This is a genomic window from Allobosea sp. 05T438, from assembly GCF_056396025.1.
The window spans coordinates 112,301-127,466 of record NZ_JBFTKQ010000013.1 but is presented as its reverse complement, the minus strand read 5'-3'; the positions used below and the strand labels follow the sequence as shown (position 1 = coordinate 127,466).

At 68.0% G+C, this 15,166-nt stretch carries 12 protein-coding genes; 6 read left to right on the top strand and 6 right to left on the bottom strand.

What is annotated here, in order from left to right; genetic code table 11:
* Positions 1-271: 271 nt before the first annotated feature.
* A complete protein-coding gene (locus tag AC1DIN_RS22325; RefSeq protein WP_476811355.1) occupies positions 272-514 on the bottom strand; it encodes a hypothetical protein in 243 nt (80 codons plus the stop codon).
* 178 nt (positions 515-692) lie between these two features.
* On the opposite strand from AC1DIN_RS22325, the gene AC1DIN_RS22320 reads away from it, so the two are divergent.
* The 5 genes from AC1DIN_RS22320 (at position 693) to AC1DIN_RS22300 (ending at position 9,128) form a co-directional block, all read left to right on the top strand.
* Positions 693-1,979 carry an NHLP bacteriocin system secretion protein gene (locus AC1DIN_RS22320; RefSeq protein ID WP_441469084.1) on the top strand — a complete coding sequence of 429 codons (1,287 nt, stop codon included), beginning with the start codon at positions 693-695 and terminating at the stop codon, positions 1,977-1,979.
* Between the two features lie 12 nt (positions 1,980-1,991).
* On the top strand, positions 1,992-4,193 hold the full coding sequence (locus AC1DIN_RS22315) for an NHLP family bacteriocin export ABC transporter peptidase/permease/ATPase subunit (RefSeq protein ID WP_476811354.1): 2,202 nt from the start codon (positions 1,992-1,994) through the stop codon (positions 4,191-4,193).
* Entirely contained in the window at positions 4,183-7,062 is a 2,880-nt protein-coding gene (locus AC1DIN_RS22310; RefSeq protein WP_476811353.1) for an NHLP bacteriocin export ABC transporter permease/ATPase subunit, read from the top strand. Before AC1DIN_RS22315 ends, AC1DIN_RS22310 begins: the two co-directional genes overlap by 11 nt.
* Before the next feature lie 42 nt (positions 7,063-7,104).
* On the top strand, positions 7,105-7,779 hold the full coding sequence (locus AC1DIN_RS22305; protein WP_476811352.1) for a response regulator transcription factor: 675 nt from the start codon (positions 7,105-7,107) through the stop codon (positions 7,777-7,779).
* A 68-nt stretch (positions 7,780-7,847) separates the two neighbouring features.
* A complete protein-coding gene (locus AC1DIN_RS22300; RefSeq protein WP_476811351.1) occupies positions 7,848-9,128 on the top strand; it encodes a sensor histidine kinase in 1,281 nt (426 codons plus the stop codon).
* A gap of 82 nt (positions 9,129-9,210) precedes the next feature.
* On the opposite strand, the gene AC1DIN_RS22295 is transcribed toward AC1DIN_RS22300, so the two are convergent.
* Positions 9,211-9,474, bottom strand: a complete 264-nt coding sequence (locus AC1DIN_RS22295; RefSeq protein WP_441469079.1) for a hypothetical protein — start codon at positions 9,472-9,474, stop codon at positions 9,211-9,213.
* 282 nt (positions 9,475-9,756) lie between these two features.
* Between AC1DIN_RS22295 and AC1DIN_RS22290 the strand changes: the two genes are divergently transcribed.
* Positions 9,757-11,151, top strand: coding sequence for an RNB domain-containing ribonuclease (locus tag AC1DIN_RS22290; protein WP_476811350.1), 1,395 nt, complete (start codon positions 9,757-9,759; stop codon positions 11,149-11,151).
* A 109-nt stretch (positions 11,152-11,260) separates the two neighbouring features.
* Here the strand turns inward: AC1DIN_RS22290 and AC1DIN_RS22285 are convergent, their stop codons facing one another.
* The 4 genes from AC1DIN_RS22285 to AC1DIN_RS22270 all read right to left on the bottom strand — a co-directional run bounded on the left by AC1DIN_RS22285 (position 11,261) and on the right by AC1DIN_RS22270 (position 15,074).
* Positions 11,261-11,488 (bottom strand): hypothetical protein, encoded by a 228-nt coding sequence (locus tag AC1DIN_RS22285; RefSeq protein ID WP_441469077.1) that lies wholly within the window; start codon positions 11,486-11,488, stop codon positions 11,261-11,263.
* 214 nt (positions 11,489-11,702) lie between these two features.
* Positions 11,703-12,434, bottom strand: a complete 732-nt coding sequence (locus AC1DIN_RS22280) for an ABC transporter ATP-binding protein (RefSeq protein WP_441469076.1) — start codon at positions 12,432-12,434, stop codon at positions 11,703-11,705.
* Positions 12,421-14,202: a branched-chain amino acid ABC transporter ATP-binding protein/permease gene (locus tag AC1DIN_RS22275; RefSeq protein ID WP_476811349.1), complete on the bottom strand. Its 1,782-nt coding sequence runs from the start codon at positions 14,200-14,202 to the stop codon at positions 12,421-12,423. Before AC1DIN_RS22275 ends, AC1DIN_RS22280 begins: the two co-directional genes overlap by 14 nt.
* Positions 14,199-15,074: a branched-chain amino acid ABC transporter permease gene (locus tag AC1DIN_RS22270; protein ID WP_441469074.1), complete on the bottom strand. Its 876-nt coding sequence runs from the start codon at positions 15,072-15,074 to the stop codon at positions 14,199-14,201. Before AC1DIN_RS22270 ends, AC1DIN_RS22275 begins: the two co-directional genes overlap by 4 nt.
* Positions 15,075-15,166 lie beyond the last annotated feature (92 nt).

Genomic DNA, 15,166 nt, shown 5'->3' with positions numbered 1-15,166 from the left:
GATGTCGAGCACCCGAGAAACTGCGAGGCAGGTGGGGCCCGGCGTCGTGGCCCTGCCCACCGCCGAGTGGGAGCCGAGCTGTGAGGATACTGAGAAGAGCCTCACGACGTCAGTTCCTCGCCAGCGTCGCGGCGGGCGCTGCTGCGATCTGCCTTTCCGGCGGCGCGGGAGCGCAGGCGGTCCCGGATTGGCTTGCGCGCCGCCGGGCGGCAGTTCCGTGAGGCCGCGCGGGATGCGGGCCGGGTGCGAGTTCCGAGCGCGGCTTTGCCGCTCAGTACATGACGTGGATGTCGCCCTTCGGATCGTCCTTGCTCAGAGCGCCGCCGATGAGGCCACCGACGCCACCGATCACGCCACCGATCAGCGCTCCGACCGGGCCGCCAACCACGCCGCCGCCCAGGACGCCCGTCTGCGAGCCGGCCATGCCGAAGGTGAGGGCGTTCTTCAGGCCGCCACCGGCGATCGCCTCGAGGGCGTCGTCGTTCAGGGCGATGCCGTTCTGCTGGGTATTCATCTGATCTCTCCGCTTCCAGGGGCTCGGTGCCCGCCGTTTCGATGAGAGACCCTAGCGAGGGCCGCTTACATCAACCTGACAGCGGTTTTCGCCGGCAGAAATACGGCCGGCATTTGCGAATGTTCAACATTTGGCCGGCTTAGCTGGCCCGGAAAAAGAGAGTTCAGGATCGCTGCGGATGTCAGAGGTTCAGCCAGCCCCGGCGACGCAGCGGGGCACCGGAAGCTTGTTCCGGCAACAGTCCCTGCAGCAGCTCGACAGGCCGGAGGATTTCCACGCGCCGCTGCGTGTGGTCGGCCGCGTCGAGTGGATTGCCGGCCTGCTCTGCCTCGCGCTCTGCGTCGCCGTCGTCGTTTGGGCCTGCCTCGCGCATTATCGTGAGACGGTGGAAGGCCCGGGCATTTTCGTGCGTGGCGGCGGCGTCTTCATCGGGCTCAATGCGCCGAAAGCGGGTTGGATCGACGGCCTTGTGCCAGCGGGCCAGAAGGTCACGGCCGACCAGATCGTGGCCTCGCTGACGACGCCGGAGGAGGATGCCCGCATCGCCGACCTGGAGCGGCGCATCGACCAGGCCGAGGACCATCGCACCGCCATCACCCAGCGCTACGAGGTTCGCATCGCGGCCGAGACGGCTGCGCAGCAGCGCCGGCGCGAGGAGCTGGACGAGGCCGCCGACCTGACCCGCCAGCGGATCGCCGAGGCCGAGGCGACGCTGGCCAATCGCGAGATGCTGTTCTCGCGCGGCGCCGGCACGACAGATCGCGTGCAGGAAGCGCGCGAGCGGCTCTTTGGGGCACGCTCGAGCCTGTCGCGCACCCAATCGGAGCTGGCTGCGCTGAACGGCGCGATCCTCGCGCTGGGCGGAACGCGCGACCAGGAGCTGGAGGCGAGCCAGCGCCAGATCCTCGACCTCAGGGGACAGCTCGAACAGGCCAGGTTGAGCCGCAAGCTCGCCGACGAGATCCGGGCGCCGCGCGACGGCATGGTCGCGCTGGTGCCCGTGACGATGAATGCCCTGGTCGCGGCCGGGCAGCGCATCATGACGCTGGAGACCGGTGGCGAGCGGCTGGAGGCCCTGTTCTTCGTGCCCGGCGACATGGGCAAGCGTCTGACGCCCGGCATGGAAGTGAGGATCTCGCCGTCGATCGCGCCGCGCGAGGAATACGGCATGGTCGTCGGCAAGGTCGTATCGGTGTCGCCGCAGCCGGAGGGGCAGGCCGAGATCGCCGAGAGGCTCGGCAATCCGGATCTCGCACGGCAGATGGCACGCAACGGCGCCCCCTTCGAAGTGCGAGCGACGCTCGAGACCATCCCGGGAGAGACCGGAGGCTATGCCTGGACGTCCCGGCGCGGACAGGAGATCCCGCTCAGCAGCGGGCTGCTGTTCAACGCGAACGTCACGGTGCGGCGCGCACCGCCGATCACCCTGGTCATTCCGGCGCTCCGCCGCTGGACCGGGTTATGAGCGCGATCGACCATGGCTGAGAGCGCCACAACGGCCGCCGCCGCGCCGACCCTGCCGAGCGCGGGCCGGCCCCGCCGCGTGCCCACCATCCTGCAGATGGAAGCGGTCGAGTGCGGCGCGGCGGCGCTCGGTATGGTGCTGGCCTATCACGGGCTCTGGCTGCCGCTGGAAAGGCTGCGCGAGGCCTGCCAGGTCACCCGCGACGGCGCCACGGCCGCCTCGCTGCTGCGGGCGGCGCGCGGTTTCGGCATGGAGGCCAAGGGCTGGCGCGTGGAACCCGTGGCGCTGGCGCAGCACCGTTTTCCGGCCATCGCCTTCTGGCAGATGAACCATTTCGTCGTGATCGAGGGCGTCTCCCGCGGACGCGTCCAGATCAACGACCCGGCCTATGGCCGGCGCAGCGTCGATGCGTCGGAATTCGACGGCGCCTTCACCGGGATCCTGCTGACCTTCGCGCCCAGCCCCGCGTTCCGGCCCGCGGGCGAGCGGCCGAGCCTGCTGCGTGCGCTGCTGCCAAAGGGCGGCGAGACCCGAGCGGCGCTGAGCTTCCTCGGCATCATCGCGCTCTGCAACGTGCTGCCGCCGATCTTCGTGCCCGCGGCCGGCAAGATCTTCGCCGACAACATCATGGTCCAGCACGCGACCAGCTGGCTGCGCCCACTGCTGACGGCGCTGCTCGGCTCGGCGCTGCTCTCGATTCTGCTGTCCTGGTTGCACGGGCTGGTGCTGGCGCGGCTGCAGCGGCGGCGGGGCACGGAATCGGCCATCGGCCTGATGGCGCATATGCTGCGGCTGCCGATCGGCTTCTTTGCGCAGCGCCATGTCGGTGACATCGCCTCTCGGATGGAGGCTGCGCGACGCCTGTCGCACAGCGCGGTGGTTTCGATCTCCTCGGCGCTGTTCAGCATCATGGGCGCGCTGATCAGCGCCGCGATCATGATGGTCTACGACGTGCCGATGGCGCTGGCTTGCTTCGCTTTCGCGGCGGCGGATGTCGCGGCGATTGCCTTCATCACCCGTATCCGCGTCGAGGGCGTCCGGCGGGTGGTGGTGCAGCGCTCGCGAATGGCCAGCGTCGCACTCGGCGGCATCCAGTCGATCGAGACGATCAAGGCCTCCGGTGCCGAGGACGCCTTCTTCGCGCGGCTAATGGGCGCGCAGGCCCAATTGCTCAACATGATGCAGGAGCTGGAGCGTTCCACGCTCTTCCTCACTCTCGCGCCTTCGGCGATCAAGGGCCTGTCCTATGCGGCGCTGCTCGGCTGGGGCGCGCTGAAGGTGATGGACGGCGAGATGACCGTCGGCACGCTGATCGCGTTTCTGGCGGTGCTCCAGGCCTTCCACACCCCGGTCCAGTCGCTGGTCGGCGCGGTGGCCGGGCTGCAGGAGCTGCGCGGAGACCTGGAGCGCGTGCAGGACACGATGCGCCACGCGCCTGCAGCCCGCCTGCAGCGGGATGCGGAGATCGCGGCCGGCTGGCCGGTGCAGCACGGCCGGCTCTCCGGCGGCATCGACATCCGCGGGCTCGGCTTCGCTTATCCCGGGCAGGCGGGGCTGCTCGACAAGCTCGACCTCACCATCGCCCCCGGCCAATGGGTCGCCGTGGTCGGCGGCTCAGGCAGCGGCAAGTCGACCCTGGCGCGACTGGTCGCCGGGCTGCTGCATCCGGCGGCGGGAACCATCCTCTTCGATGGAACGCCTGCCGGCGATGTTCCGCGCCGCGTGCTGGCCGGCTCGCTGAGCTATGTCGAGCAGGATGTCGTGCTGTTCGAGGGTACGGTCCGCGATAACATCGCGCTCTGGGACGGCTCGCTCGACGATGCCCGCATCATCACTGCCGCACGCGATGCCGGCGTTCACGAGGAGATCGTGCGCCGGCGCGGCCAGTATGGTGCGACCGTCGCCGAGGGCGGGCTGAACTTCTCCGGCGGCCAGCGCCAGCGGCTGGAGCTCGCCCGCGCGCTCGCGACCGATCCGGCCATCCTGATCCTCGACGAGGCAACCTCGGCGCTCGATCCCGTGACCGAGGCGGAGGTCTTCGCCAATCTGCGCCGGCGCGGCGTCAGCGCCCTCGTGGTCTCGCATCGGCTGAGCACGGTGCGGGACTGCGACGAGATCATCGTGCTCGACCGCGGGGTGGTCGTGGAGCGCGGCACGCATCAGACATTGATCGTGGCCGGCGGCCGTTACGCGGAGCTGGTCCGTGCAGAGTGAGCTGACCCGAAGCGCAACCTTCGCCTCCGCAAGCCGGCCGGCCGCGCGCATCGGCTGCGAGGAAGGCTTCGCATACCGGCTCGCCGGTACAGGAGCCGAGCTGTTCGTCGAGCAGAAGGACCAGGCCGGCAGCCTGCGCCATGTCGCGACGCTCGGCGCGGGCGCCGCGGCCTTCGGCATCGCGGGGAAGGGGACGCGCCTCGTCCTGATCCCGCAGGACGGCACCTCCGTGGAGACGATTTCCCTGCAGGCCCTGATGGGCCGGCCCGATGACTTCGCGCGCTGCGCCGAGGCCTGGGTCGCCGCGATCGCCGAGCGCGCACGGCATTTCGCCGACGTTCCCGGGCAGGTCGCGCATGCCGGCGTTCCGGGCGAATTGCCGCCATCGCAGCGGTTGGAGCCGGGCCTGAAGAGCCTGGCGGCGGGCGAAGCTGCCTTGCCCCAAGGTCCGCAGGCCGTGCTCTGGTGCCATGTGCAGGCGGGCGCCTGCTCGAACATGTGGGGGCGGAGCTCCGGTCCGGATGATCTTCCGGTGCCGGTGTTGCGCAGCGCACCGCTTCACGCCGAGAACGCGAGCGAGATTCTGGTGGCGGACAGCTTCACGATGGCACGCGGGGGCTCGCTCGCTGCCGCGCTCGCGGGCTTCAACGCCGTTCTCGGCCGGCTGCTTCAGGCCTGGTGCGGCGCCAGGATGGAGGCGCTTGGCCGGCATGTTGCGGCCGCCGCGGACGCGGACGCTGCCGCAATCTCGGCGGCGATGTCGAGGCTCGCCGGGCACGGAGCACGGGGCGCGCGACAAGACCGCCCGGGGCTGGAACCGCCGCTCGCGGCCGCGATCAGAACCGTCGCCAAGGCGATGGGCGTCAGGCTTCCGGCGGATTTCGGCCGCATGCGTGCCGCTGGCGCGGATGGCGACGCACTGGCGCTCTACAGCGCGAAGGCCGGGCTGAGGTCGCGCGAGCTGCGGCTGCAGGAAGGCTGGTGGCGCAAAGCGGGCGAGGCGATGATCGGGCAACTGCGCGACGGCACGCCCGTCGCGCTTCTTCCGGCGCGCAGCGGCTGGCGGATGGTCCGCCCGGGCAGCGGCGAGCACATCCGGGTCGATGAGAGCGTCGCGGGTTCGCTGGCTGCGCATGCCCATGTGCTCTATCGCGGCTTTACCGGCAGCGAGGAGCGTCCCGGCCGGGCGCTCGCCGCCTTCGTCTTCGCGATCGTGCGCGGGGAGATGGCGCTGATCGCGCTGGCGAGCCTCGCCGCCGGGCTGCTCGCGATGGCGACGCCGTTCCTTTCCGGCATGCTTGTGCAATCGGTCATTCCGGACGGGGTGCGCAGCGAGATCCTGCAGCTCATCCTGACGATGGTCGCGGTCGCCTTCGGGGTGATGGGTTTCGAGCTGGTGCGCGGCCTTGCAGTGCTGCGCGTCGAATCCGTGCTCGGCTCCGCCGTCGAAGGTGCGCTGTGGAGCCGCCTGCTGCGGCTGCCGCCCGGCTTCTTCCGCCGCTATGGAGCCGGCGATCTTGCCCTGCGCGCGGATGCGGTGAACCAGATCCGCCGGACCGTGGGCGTCGCCAGCATCACGGCGCTGATCGGCGTGCTGTTCTCCTCCGTCAATCTCGTCGTGCTCCTGAGCTACGGGCTGAAGCCCGCCCTGCTCGCCCTCGCCATCTGCGCGGTCCAGCTGGTGATCCTGCTCGGCATGGCGCTGTTCGAGCTGCGGCTGCAGCGGCGCGCGCTCGCCAATGGCGGGGCGATGCAGACGCTCACCGTGCAGATCTTCCAGGGTATCGCGAAACTGCGTGTCGCCGCCGCCGAGAACCGCTTCCTGGCGCGTTGGACACATCTCTTCGCGGTGGACCAGGCGGTCAACTTCCGTGCCAACGTCGTCGGCAGCGCGGTCACCGCCTTCGGCGCGGGCTGGAACATCCTGGTCATGGCGGCGCTGATCGCGCTCGTCGGCTTCGGCGGCGTCAAGATGTCGCTCGGGGACTACGTCACCTATTCCGGCGTCTCCGGCCAGTTCGTCTCTGCCATCCTCTCGCTTGCCGGCCTCATCCCCGCGCTGGCCACGGTGCTACCGCTCTGGGAGCGTGCGCGGCCGATCCTTGCGGAGCCGACCGAGGACAGCGCGGGCAGTCTCGATCCCGGAACGCTGCAGGGCGAGATCGAGGCGTCCCGCGTGAGCTTCAGCTATCCCGGCGGCCAGACCGCGCTCAGCGATGTCTCGTTGAGCATTCCGGCCGGCGCCTTCGTCGCGCTGGTCGGCCCATCCGGTTCCGGAAAATCCTCGCTGCTGCGGCTGCTGCTCGGCTTCGACGAGCCGGACAGCGGGTCGGTGCTGCTCGACGGCCACGATCTGCGCGACCTCGACCGAGGTGCCGTCCGGCGCCAGCTCGGCGTGGTGCTGCAACACAGCCGTATCGAGGCCGGCAGCCTCTACCACAACATCGCAGGTGCCGCGCCGTTGAGCCTGGAGGAGGCCTGGGAAGCGGCGAAACGCGCCGGCCTCGGCCCCGACATCGCGGCGATGCCGATGGGGCTGCACACTTATGTCGACGATGCCGGCGCGACGCTGTCCGGCGGACAGCGCCAGCGGCTCCTACTCGCCCGCGCGATCGCGAGACGGCCGCGGATCATGCTGCTGGATGAGGCGACGAGCGCGCTCGACAACGCCGCGCAGGCCCATGTCATGGAAACGCTGGCGCGGATGAATGTGACGCGGGTGGTGGTGGCGCACCGGCTGAGCACGGTGCGGTACGCGGACCGAATCTATGTGCTGTCGGAAGGTCGCGTCGTCGAACACGGCGACTACGAGACGCTGGCGGCCGCCGGCGGCGTGTTTGCCGGGCTGATCCGCCGCCAGGTGACGTGATCTGCGCCCTTCCCGAAGCCCATTTCCATCAAGGCCACGGCCATGAGACTGCTGCTGATTGAAGACAATGACGAACTCGCCGGCCTGGTCGGCAGCCATCTCGTGGCGAGTGGCTACGGGCTTGACCGCGTCGATTGCGTCGACGACGCGATCGCGGTGCTGGATTCGCGCAGCTACGCGGCGATGATCCTCGATCTCGGCCTGCCGGACGGCGACGGCCTCAAGGTGCTGCGCCATGTGCGCGGCAGGCAGCAGCCCTTGCCTGTGCTCATCCTCAGCGCGCGTGGCGAGATGGAGGAGCGGGTCAAGGGGCTGGAGCTCGGTGCCGACGACTATCTCGCCAAGCCTTTCGCCTTCGAGGAGCTCAAGGCGCGCATCGCAGCCCTGCTGCGCCGACCGGGCGCGCTACTGGGGGCGCAGCTCACCGTTGGCAACCTCGCCTATGACACGGATGCCAAGCAAGCGCGCGTGGACGATCGCCCCGTCTCGCTCTCGGCGCGCGAGGCGCAGTTGCTTGAGCTGCTGATGCGGCGCGCCGACAAGGTGGTGCCCAAGAGCAGCGTCGAGGATCACCTCTTCGGCCTTGACGACGATTTCGGCTCCAATGCGGTCGAGGTCTATATTCACCGGCTCCGCAAGCGGCTGCAGGACGGGCAGGCGGCAGTGACGATCACGACGGTGCGCGGCGTCGGCTATGTGCTGACGGCCTCGGCATGAGGCGCCTCGGTCGGAGCCTGCTCTCGCGGATATTCCTGCTCCAGGCCGCGCTTCTCTGCCTGGCGGCGGTGGCCGTACCGGTCGTCATCAACACGATGCTGCAAGAGCGAGCGGCCTTCTTCGAGCGCAAGGTGCTCGCCGACCGCGCGAGGCTGATCGCCGAAGCGCTGGAGCCCACGCAATTCGGAGGGGTTGCGCTGTCGGCTAGCCGCTTTTCGCGCGAGGGCGAGGCTGGTGAATTCGGATACGTCGTCGCGGACCGGGCCGGAGCAAAGCTGGTTTCGTCATCGCCCTTCGCAGAGCGGCTGCTCGGAGGGCTTGCCCGCAGCGATGGCGAAGCTTTCTCTTCCCTGTCTCTGGATGGACGTCAGTATCGGGCCGTCAGCTTCCCCGTGACCGTGGCAGACCGCCCATTGTGGATCCTGCTCGGCTGGAATCTCAGTCAGGAGGACGTAATCCATGACGATGTGCTGCACAATTTCTTGCGCAACTCCCTGTTCATCACGTTGCCGTTGCTGGGCCTGCTGCTGCTGCTAAACGCGCTGGTGGTGCGGTGCTTTTTTCAGCCGGTGCTCGAGGTCAAGCGACAGGTGCAAGCGCTCGATGCGGTACGCGCTGAAGCGCGCCTCTCGACCACGAACCTGCCCTCCGAAATCCTGCCGCTGGCAGACGCCTTCAACGCCGCGCTTGCACGGGTCGAAAAGAGCTACCAGCTACAGAAGGAATTTACCGCCGACGCGGCGCATGAACTGCGCACGCCGCTGACCGTGCTCGACGCGCGCCTGCAGAACCTGCCGACATCCGAATCTCGTGCCGCCCTGCTCGATGATGCCCGGCGGATGGGACGGATCGTCGGGCAATTGCTGGAAATGGCCAAGCTCGACCGGCCGGACGCCGCAGGCGGCGAGGCGGATCTTCTGGCGGTCGCACGCGAAGTCGTCGGCGATCTCGCGATCGAGGCGATCCGGAAAGGGCAGATTCTTGGCCTGACCGAGCCGGAGCGGACATCCTCGCTGCTCGTGCTCGCCCATGAGCAAGACGTTTGGCACATGTTGCGCAACCTGATCGAAAACGCGATCCACCATACGCCGCCAGGTACCTCGATCGACGTCGCGATCGGCCCCGATGGAACTCTGACCGTGAAGGATGACGGGCCAGGCATTCCGCAAGAGCTCCACGAGCATATCTTCAAGCGCTTCTGGCGACGTCAGCGCAGCGACGGTTCCGGCGCGGGGCTCGGCATGGCGATCGTCCAGCGCGTCGCAGAGGCGAATGGCGGCTCGATCACTCTGCGATCGGCGGACGGCCAAGGCACCGCCTTCATCGTCAGGCTACCGCCGGTAGGCTGAAGCGGCGGCATTGCCCCGCCCGATACGGCAATCGCCCGGCTCCTCGCGGAACCGGGCGATCATGAAAGGTCCCCGCGATATGTCAGCGGCTGCCGACGAGGATCTCCTTGGTGCCGTCGAACTTGTAGAAGTTCGTCTTGCCTCCGGCGAGCTCGCTGCGCACCGTGCCGGTCGAGCTGCTGGACTGTTGATGGAATGAGGAGGCGTCTCCTGAAACGGAGGACGCACTCTCCTTCCAGACCCACCAGGAGCCGCGAGAGGGGGCCACCCACTGGCCCGCGCCGCCGGCAGCTGCTTCGAGCTCCTCATCGGTCAGCGCGATGTTGTTCAGGTCCTGCTTGGTCATTGGCTTCGTCCTCTCTCGATCGATCCGACCGGCTCCCGATCGGCTCTTCTCGTGAGCGGACATTAGGCCGGGCCGCCTTACACCGACCTTACCGATCCCGAGCCCGTTACTGCCGCAACAAGAGCGCTGGAGCGGAACGCTCCGGCACGGCGCGAGATCGCCTTGACGGGCCGCTGTGACTGAATGCCAAGCCTGTGCAAGTGTGTTCATCGCATTTCGCGAGTCATCGTGCCGGCGCGTTCGCGGCCAGCCGAACTGAAGGCAGAGGCACGGCAGCCAACGATGAAGACGCTCATCGACTCCACCAATGCGCTGATCGGCGGACTTGCGGCGATACGCCAGCAATTCGGCGTGCCGGAGCATTTCCCGCCGGACGTCCTTGCGGCGGCGGAGGTTGCGGCGCGGCGAGCGCCGACCGAACATGTCGACCGCACCGATCGGCGCTTCGTCACGCTCGATCCCGCGACGTCAACGGATCTCGACCAGGCCTTCGCCGTCGAGCGCAGCGGCGCCGACCTGCTGCTCCACTACGCCATCGCCGACGTCGCCTGGTTTGTCGACGATGGCGACGTCGTCGACCAGGAAGCTTGGCGGCGCGGCACGACGCTGTACCTGCCGGACGGCAAGGCCGGGCTCTATCCGCCGATTCTCGCCGAGGGGGCGGCCAGCCTGTTGCCCGCCGGTCCCAGGCCGGCGGTGATCTTCACGACCAGGATCGACCCGGACGGGAACGTTCATCTCGACGGAGCCGAACGCGCCATCGTTCGCAACACCGCCAAACTCGCCTACGACAGTGTCCGCGACGCGGATCTGCCCCCCGATTTTGCCGAGCTGGCGCGCCGCATTGAAGCCGCCGAGAGCCGACGCGGCGCGGCGCGCGTGGATCCGCCCGAGCAGGAGGTTGCGGCTGCGGAAGGCGGCCATTTTCAGTTGCTCTTCCGCCCGCGCCTACTGGCCGAGGACCATAACGCGGCCCTGTCGCTGGCCAGCAATCTCGCCATCGCGGACGCGCTTCTGGCGGCCCGGACCGGACTTTTCCGGGTCATGCCCGACCCGGATCAGCAGGCCGTCCTGCGCCTGCGCCAAACCGCGCGGGCCCTGGGGCTGGATTGGCCGGAAACAGCAACACTCGCGCAGTTCGAAAGGGCGCTGAACCCCGCCGACAGCGGCCATGCCGCCTTCATGCTGGCGGTGCGCAGGGCCAGCGGCGGCGCGAGCTATGTTCCCTTTCGCGAAGGCGTGCGGCCCTGGCACGCGCCGATGGCTGCGACCTATACGCATGCCACGGCGCCGCTGCGCCGCCTCGCTGACCGCTACGTGATCCGCGCCGCCCTGGCGGTAGCAAACGGACGACCGGTGCCGGCCGCGGTGACGGCCGCGTTCGAGACACTGCCTGCCGTGATGGGACGGGCCGATGCCCGCGACGGGCAAGTCGAGCGGGCCGTCGTGAGTCTAGCGGAAGCGCTGGTGCTTCAAGGCAGTGAGGGACTGTCTTTCGAAGCTTTGGTGACCGACATGGATGATCATGGTCTGCGGATCCAGCTCTGCGAAGTGCCCGTGACCGCGCGCGTTCGTGGGCAAGGCGACAAGCCGGGTGACAGGATCCTGGTCCGTCTCACATCCGCTGACCCTTTGCGGCATACGATCAGCTTCGAGCGGATAGGTGGCGTGCCATGACGCTGTGCGATCCCATCCTGCAGAAGGATGGCGTCGATGAATTGCTCTCAGGGAGCGAGGCGCCTTCGCCGGCAACGGCTGATCGGGCCCCCTCGCGCCCCCTGCACGGTCAGCTGCTTTTCCCGGCAGCAGTCAGCTGACCAATTCCTTCGACCAACATGTCGCGACCGTGGCCTGCGACACCGTCATTGCGGATGGCCGCACCTGTGACGGTGACAAAAACGCCGCCAACGATGAGGCCTACGCCCTTAGCGGTTTGGCTCGCGATGCCAGCGCCTGCAACGGTGTCGAGCTCGGCATCGGTCAGGGCAACGGACGGTTCGGTGTCGTTAGTCATGGTCAGATTTCCTCCTTCGGTCCGGCAGACTCTTTGCCCGACCCGATGAGAGGCATTGGAGCACTTTGCGCTTACAGCATCCTTACAGCACTCCAGCTCCCGCGCCTGAGCGAAATCCGACCTGACACCGAGCCTCCAGCGGGGCTATTTGCCTGAGCCGTCGGCCTCAGGCACCACCGCACGCTCAGTTTGCGATGGATCTTCCCGCGGGCCGTCAGGCCGCCGCGGTGCGTCCGCCGAGATAGGCCGCGCGGATTTCCTCGTTCGACCAGAGCTGTTCCGGCGTGCCGGAGAGCACGAGCTTGCCGGTTTCCAGCACATAGCCGCGATCGGCGACAGAGAGGCCCATCCGGGCGTTCTGCTCGACGAGGAGCACCGTCGTCCCGCGCCGGCGGATCTCGGCGATGATCGCGAAGACCGCCTGGACGATGACCGGTGCGAGGCCGAGCGAAGGCTCGTCGAGCAGCAGGATGCGCGGCTTGGCCATCAGCCCCCGCGCAACCGCGACCATCTGCTGCTGGCCGCCAGAAAGCGTCCAGCCGAGCGCGTTGGCGAAGCGGCGGATGTCCGGAAAGAGGTCGAACATCTCGTCCGCCTCGCGCTTGATCTCCGCGGTCTTCAGCCCGCGCCGGTTCGAGGCGCCGAGCATGATGTTCTCGCGTACGCTCAGGCCCGGAAAGACGCGGCGCCCCTCCGGCACATGAGCGATGCCGCGGCGCACGATCTCCTCGGGCTTGAGGCCCACGATCGATTGCCCGTCGAAGAGGATATCGCCCGAGGCCGGCTTTGCGAGGCCGGAAATGGCTCGCAGCGTGGTCGATTTGCCGGCGCCGTTGGAGCCGAGCAGGGTCACGACCTCGCCGGCCTCGACGACCAGCGAGATGCCGTCGACGGCTTCGATCTCGCCATAGCGGACGATGAGGGATTTGAGTTCAAGCAGGGACATCGGGAGCCGTTCCGAGATAGGCTGCGATTACGTCGGGATGCTTCAGCACATCGGCGGAATAGCCGTCGGCGATGCGGCGGCCGAAGTTCAGCACGGTGATGTGCTGGGCGACCTCGCTCACCAGCGTCATGTCATGGTCGATGATCAGGATGGTGAGGCCGCGGGCCGAGATGCGCTTGAGCAGGTTGCGCAGCTCGACCTTCTCCGAGGAGTTGAGGCCCGCCCCCGGCTCGTCGAGCAGGAGCAGGACCGGATCACCGGCCAGCGCCCGGGCGATCTCGACCGCCCGCTGATGGCCGTAGGAGAAGCTCGCCACGATTTCGCCGGCTCGGTCCTCCAGATCGACGAAGGCGAGCGCGGCGCGTGCCCGCGCCATCGCGGCGGCAGGATCGTTCCCGACCGGATTTCCGGGACGCTCGGCGCCGACCATGACGTTTTCCAGCGCGGTCATCGAACGCCAGAGCCGGATATTCTGGAAGGTACGGCCGAGCCCGGCCTTGGTGCGGGCATGCGGCGGCAGGTCGGTGATGTCCTGCCCGTTGAGCTTGATGGTCCCGGCGGTCGCCCGGTAAAGACCGGAGAGGACGTTCAGCGTCGTGGTCTTGCCGGAGCCGTTTGGACCGATCAGCGCATGGACGCCGCCACGCTTGATGGTGAGATCGACCTCGTCGACCGCCTTCAGGCCGCCGAAGTGCTTGGAGAGTCCGCGCACCTCCATGACGGTCTCGGTGCCTTCGCCGCCCCCCGACAGCTGGAGAGTCTGGCCCGAGCGGCCCGGCAGAACGGCGCGCTTGAAGCGGTCGAGCTGGCCGCGCAGGAAGCCCCAGATGCCGTCCGGCATGAACAGCACGATCAGGATCACGGCCGCGCCGTAGATTGCGAGGTAGAGGCCGGGGATGCTCTTGAGGAAGCGCAGCCATTCCGGGATCAGGATCAGCAGGCCCGTGCCGATGACGGCGCCAATCGGCGAGGCGACGCCGCCAAGCAACACCATGGTCAGGAACACGACCGATTCCGCGAAGGAGAACTGGTCCGGGCTGACATAGGCGAAGCCGCCGGCGAAGAGACCACCACCGATGCCGCCGAGGATGGCGGACAGCGCGAAGGCCGTGACCTTGGTGCGATAGACGTCGATGCCGGCGACGCCGGCTGCGAGCTCGTTGTCGCGCACCGCGCGCATGGCGCGGCCGAGGCGGGTATCGCGCAGGCGCCAGACCAGGAAGCCGAGGCCGGCGAGTACCGCGATGCACAGCGCGAGATAGGTCGAGCCATCGGTGAAGAGAGGCGGGCGCGGGATGGCGCGCACGCCGTCGGGCCCCTTGGTGACCGGGATCCAGTTGATCAGGACGAGGGTGACGATCTGCTGGAAGGAGATCGTCACCATCGCGAGGTAATGGCCGCCGAGCCGCAGCGTCGAGGCGCCGAGCAATGCGCCGAAGACAGCGGCGATGCCTGTGCCGATCAACAGGCAGACCCAGAAATTCAGACCGTAATCGGTCTGGCCGAGGCCGACCGCATAGGCGCCGAGCCCGAAGAAGGCGGCCTGCGCCAGATTGATCTGGCCGCACAGGCCCAGCACGATAGTCAGGCCGAGGACCGCGATGGCATAGGTCGTCGCCTGCAGCGAGATGTTGAGGACATAGCCGGTCTTGGGCAGGGCGATGGCGAGCGCGATCGCGGCCAGGACGAGCAGGATGTAGGCCGGGATACCCCAGCGCAGGCGTGGCCGGGCATCCCCGGTGGTGGCGGTGGTTTCGGTCGTGCTCATGCTTTTTCCGCCACGCGCTCGCCGAAGATGCCTTGCGGCCGGAAAATCAGGAAGGCGATCAGCACCAGGAAGGCGAAGCCGTCCTTGTAGGGCACCGAGATATAGGCGGCGCCGAAGGTCTCGATGACGCCGAGCGCGAGGCCGCCGATGATCGCGCCCGTGACGTCGCCGAACCCGCCGATGATCGTTGCGGCGAAGGCTTTGAGCGCGATGGTCGCGCCCATGCCGATCGAGACGAAGAGCACCGGCGCCACGAGGATGCCGGCGATGCCGCCGATCACCGCCGAATAGACGAAGGTGATCATGATCATCACGGCGACGGGGATCCCGAGCAGCGAGGCCATCTCCTTGTCCTGCGAGGTCGCCTGCAATTTCTTGCCGAGCAGGGTGTGCTCAAAGAACCAGTATTGCAGCACGACCAGGAGCGCGGTCACGACGATGATCAGGACGTACTGGTTGTCGAGATAGACCGGGCCGAGCATGAAGCCCGGCGTGTCGAACCAGCCCGACAGCACCTCCGGCTCCGGCCCATGGATGGCGAGCGTGGTGTTGGCCATGAAGATCGAGGCGCCGATCGTCGAGATGATGACCGGCAGATAGGTGCGGTGGCGCAACGGATAATAGACCGCGAGATTGAAGACCGCGCCGAGTGCAGCCATGCCGATCAGCGCGACGATAAAGGCGATCCAGTAGGGCAGGCCGATCTTGACCGAGAAGACCACCATCAGGAAGGCCGCCACCATGGAGAACTCGCCCTGCGCGAAGTTCACGACATTGGTGGCGCGGAAGATCAGGACGAAGCCGAGCGCGACGAGCGCATAGACCGAGCCGATGCCGATCCCGGTGAAAAGAAGCTGAAGAACGAGATCCATCTGTCTACCGCGCTTGCGTGGAGCCGATCGGTCCTTCGGGGTGAACGGCCGGGCCGTTCACCGCAAAAGGCGTGGTACGAGATGCGCCGGGC

Coding starts and splice junctions, on each gene's coding strand:
- AC1DIN_RS22285 (WP_441469077.1), bottom strand. CDS start 11,488: ATGACTAACGACACCGAACCGTCCGTTGCCCTGACCGATGCCGAGCTC.
- AC1DIN_RS22280 (WP_441469076.1), bottom strand. CDS start 12,434: ATGTCCCTGCTTGAACTCAAATCCCTCATCGTCCGCTATGGCGAGATC.
- AC1DIN_RS22275 (WP_476811349.1), bottom strand. CDS start 14,202: ATGAGCACGACCGAAACCACCGCCACCACCGGGGATGCCCGGCCACGC.
- AC1DIN_RS22290 (WP_476811350.1), top strand. CDS start 9,757: ATGAAGACGCTCATCGACTCCACCAATGCGCTGATCGGCGGACTTGCG.
- AC1DIN_RS22295 (WP_441469079.1), bottom strand. CDS start 9,474: ATGACCAAGCAGGACCTGAACAACATCGCGCTGACCGATGAGGAGCTC.
- AC1DIN_RS22320 (WP_441469084.1), top strand. CDS start 693: ATGTCAGAGGTTCAGCCAGCCCCGGCGACGCAGCGGGGCACCGGAAGC.
- AC1DIN_RS22315 (WP_476811354.1), top strand. CDS start 1,992: ATGGCTGAGAGCGCCACAACGGCCGCCGCCGCGCCGACCCTGCCGAGC.
- AC1DIN_RS22305 (WP_476811352.1), top strand. CDS start 7,105: ATGAGACTGCTGCTGATTGAAGACAATGACGAACTCGCCGGCCTGGTC.
- AC1DIN_RS22270 (WP_441469074.1), bottom strand. CDS start 15,074: ATGGATCTCGTTCTTCAGCTTCTTTTCACCGGGATCGGCATCGGCTCG.
- AC1DIN_RS22325 (WP_476811355.1), bottom strand. CDS start 514: ATGAATACCCAGCAGAACGGCATCGCCCTGAACGACGACGCCCTCGAG.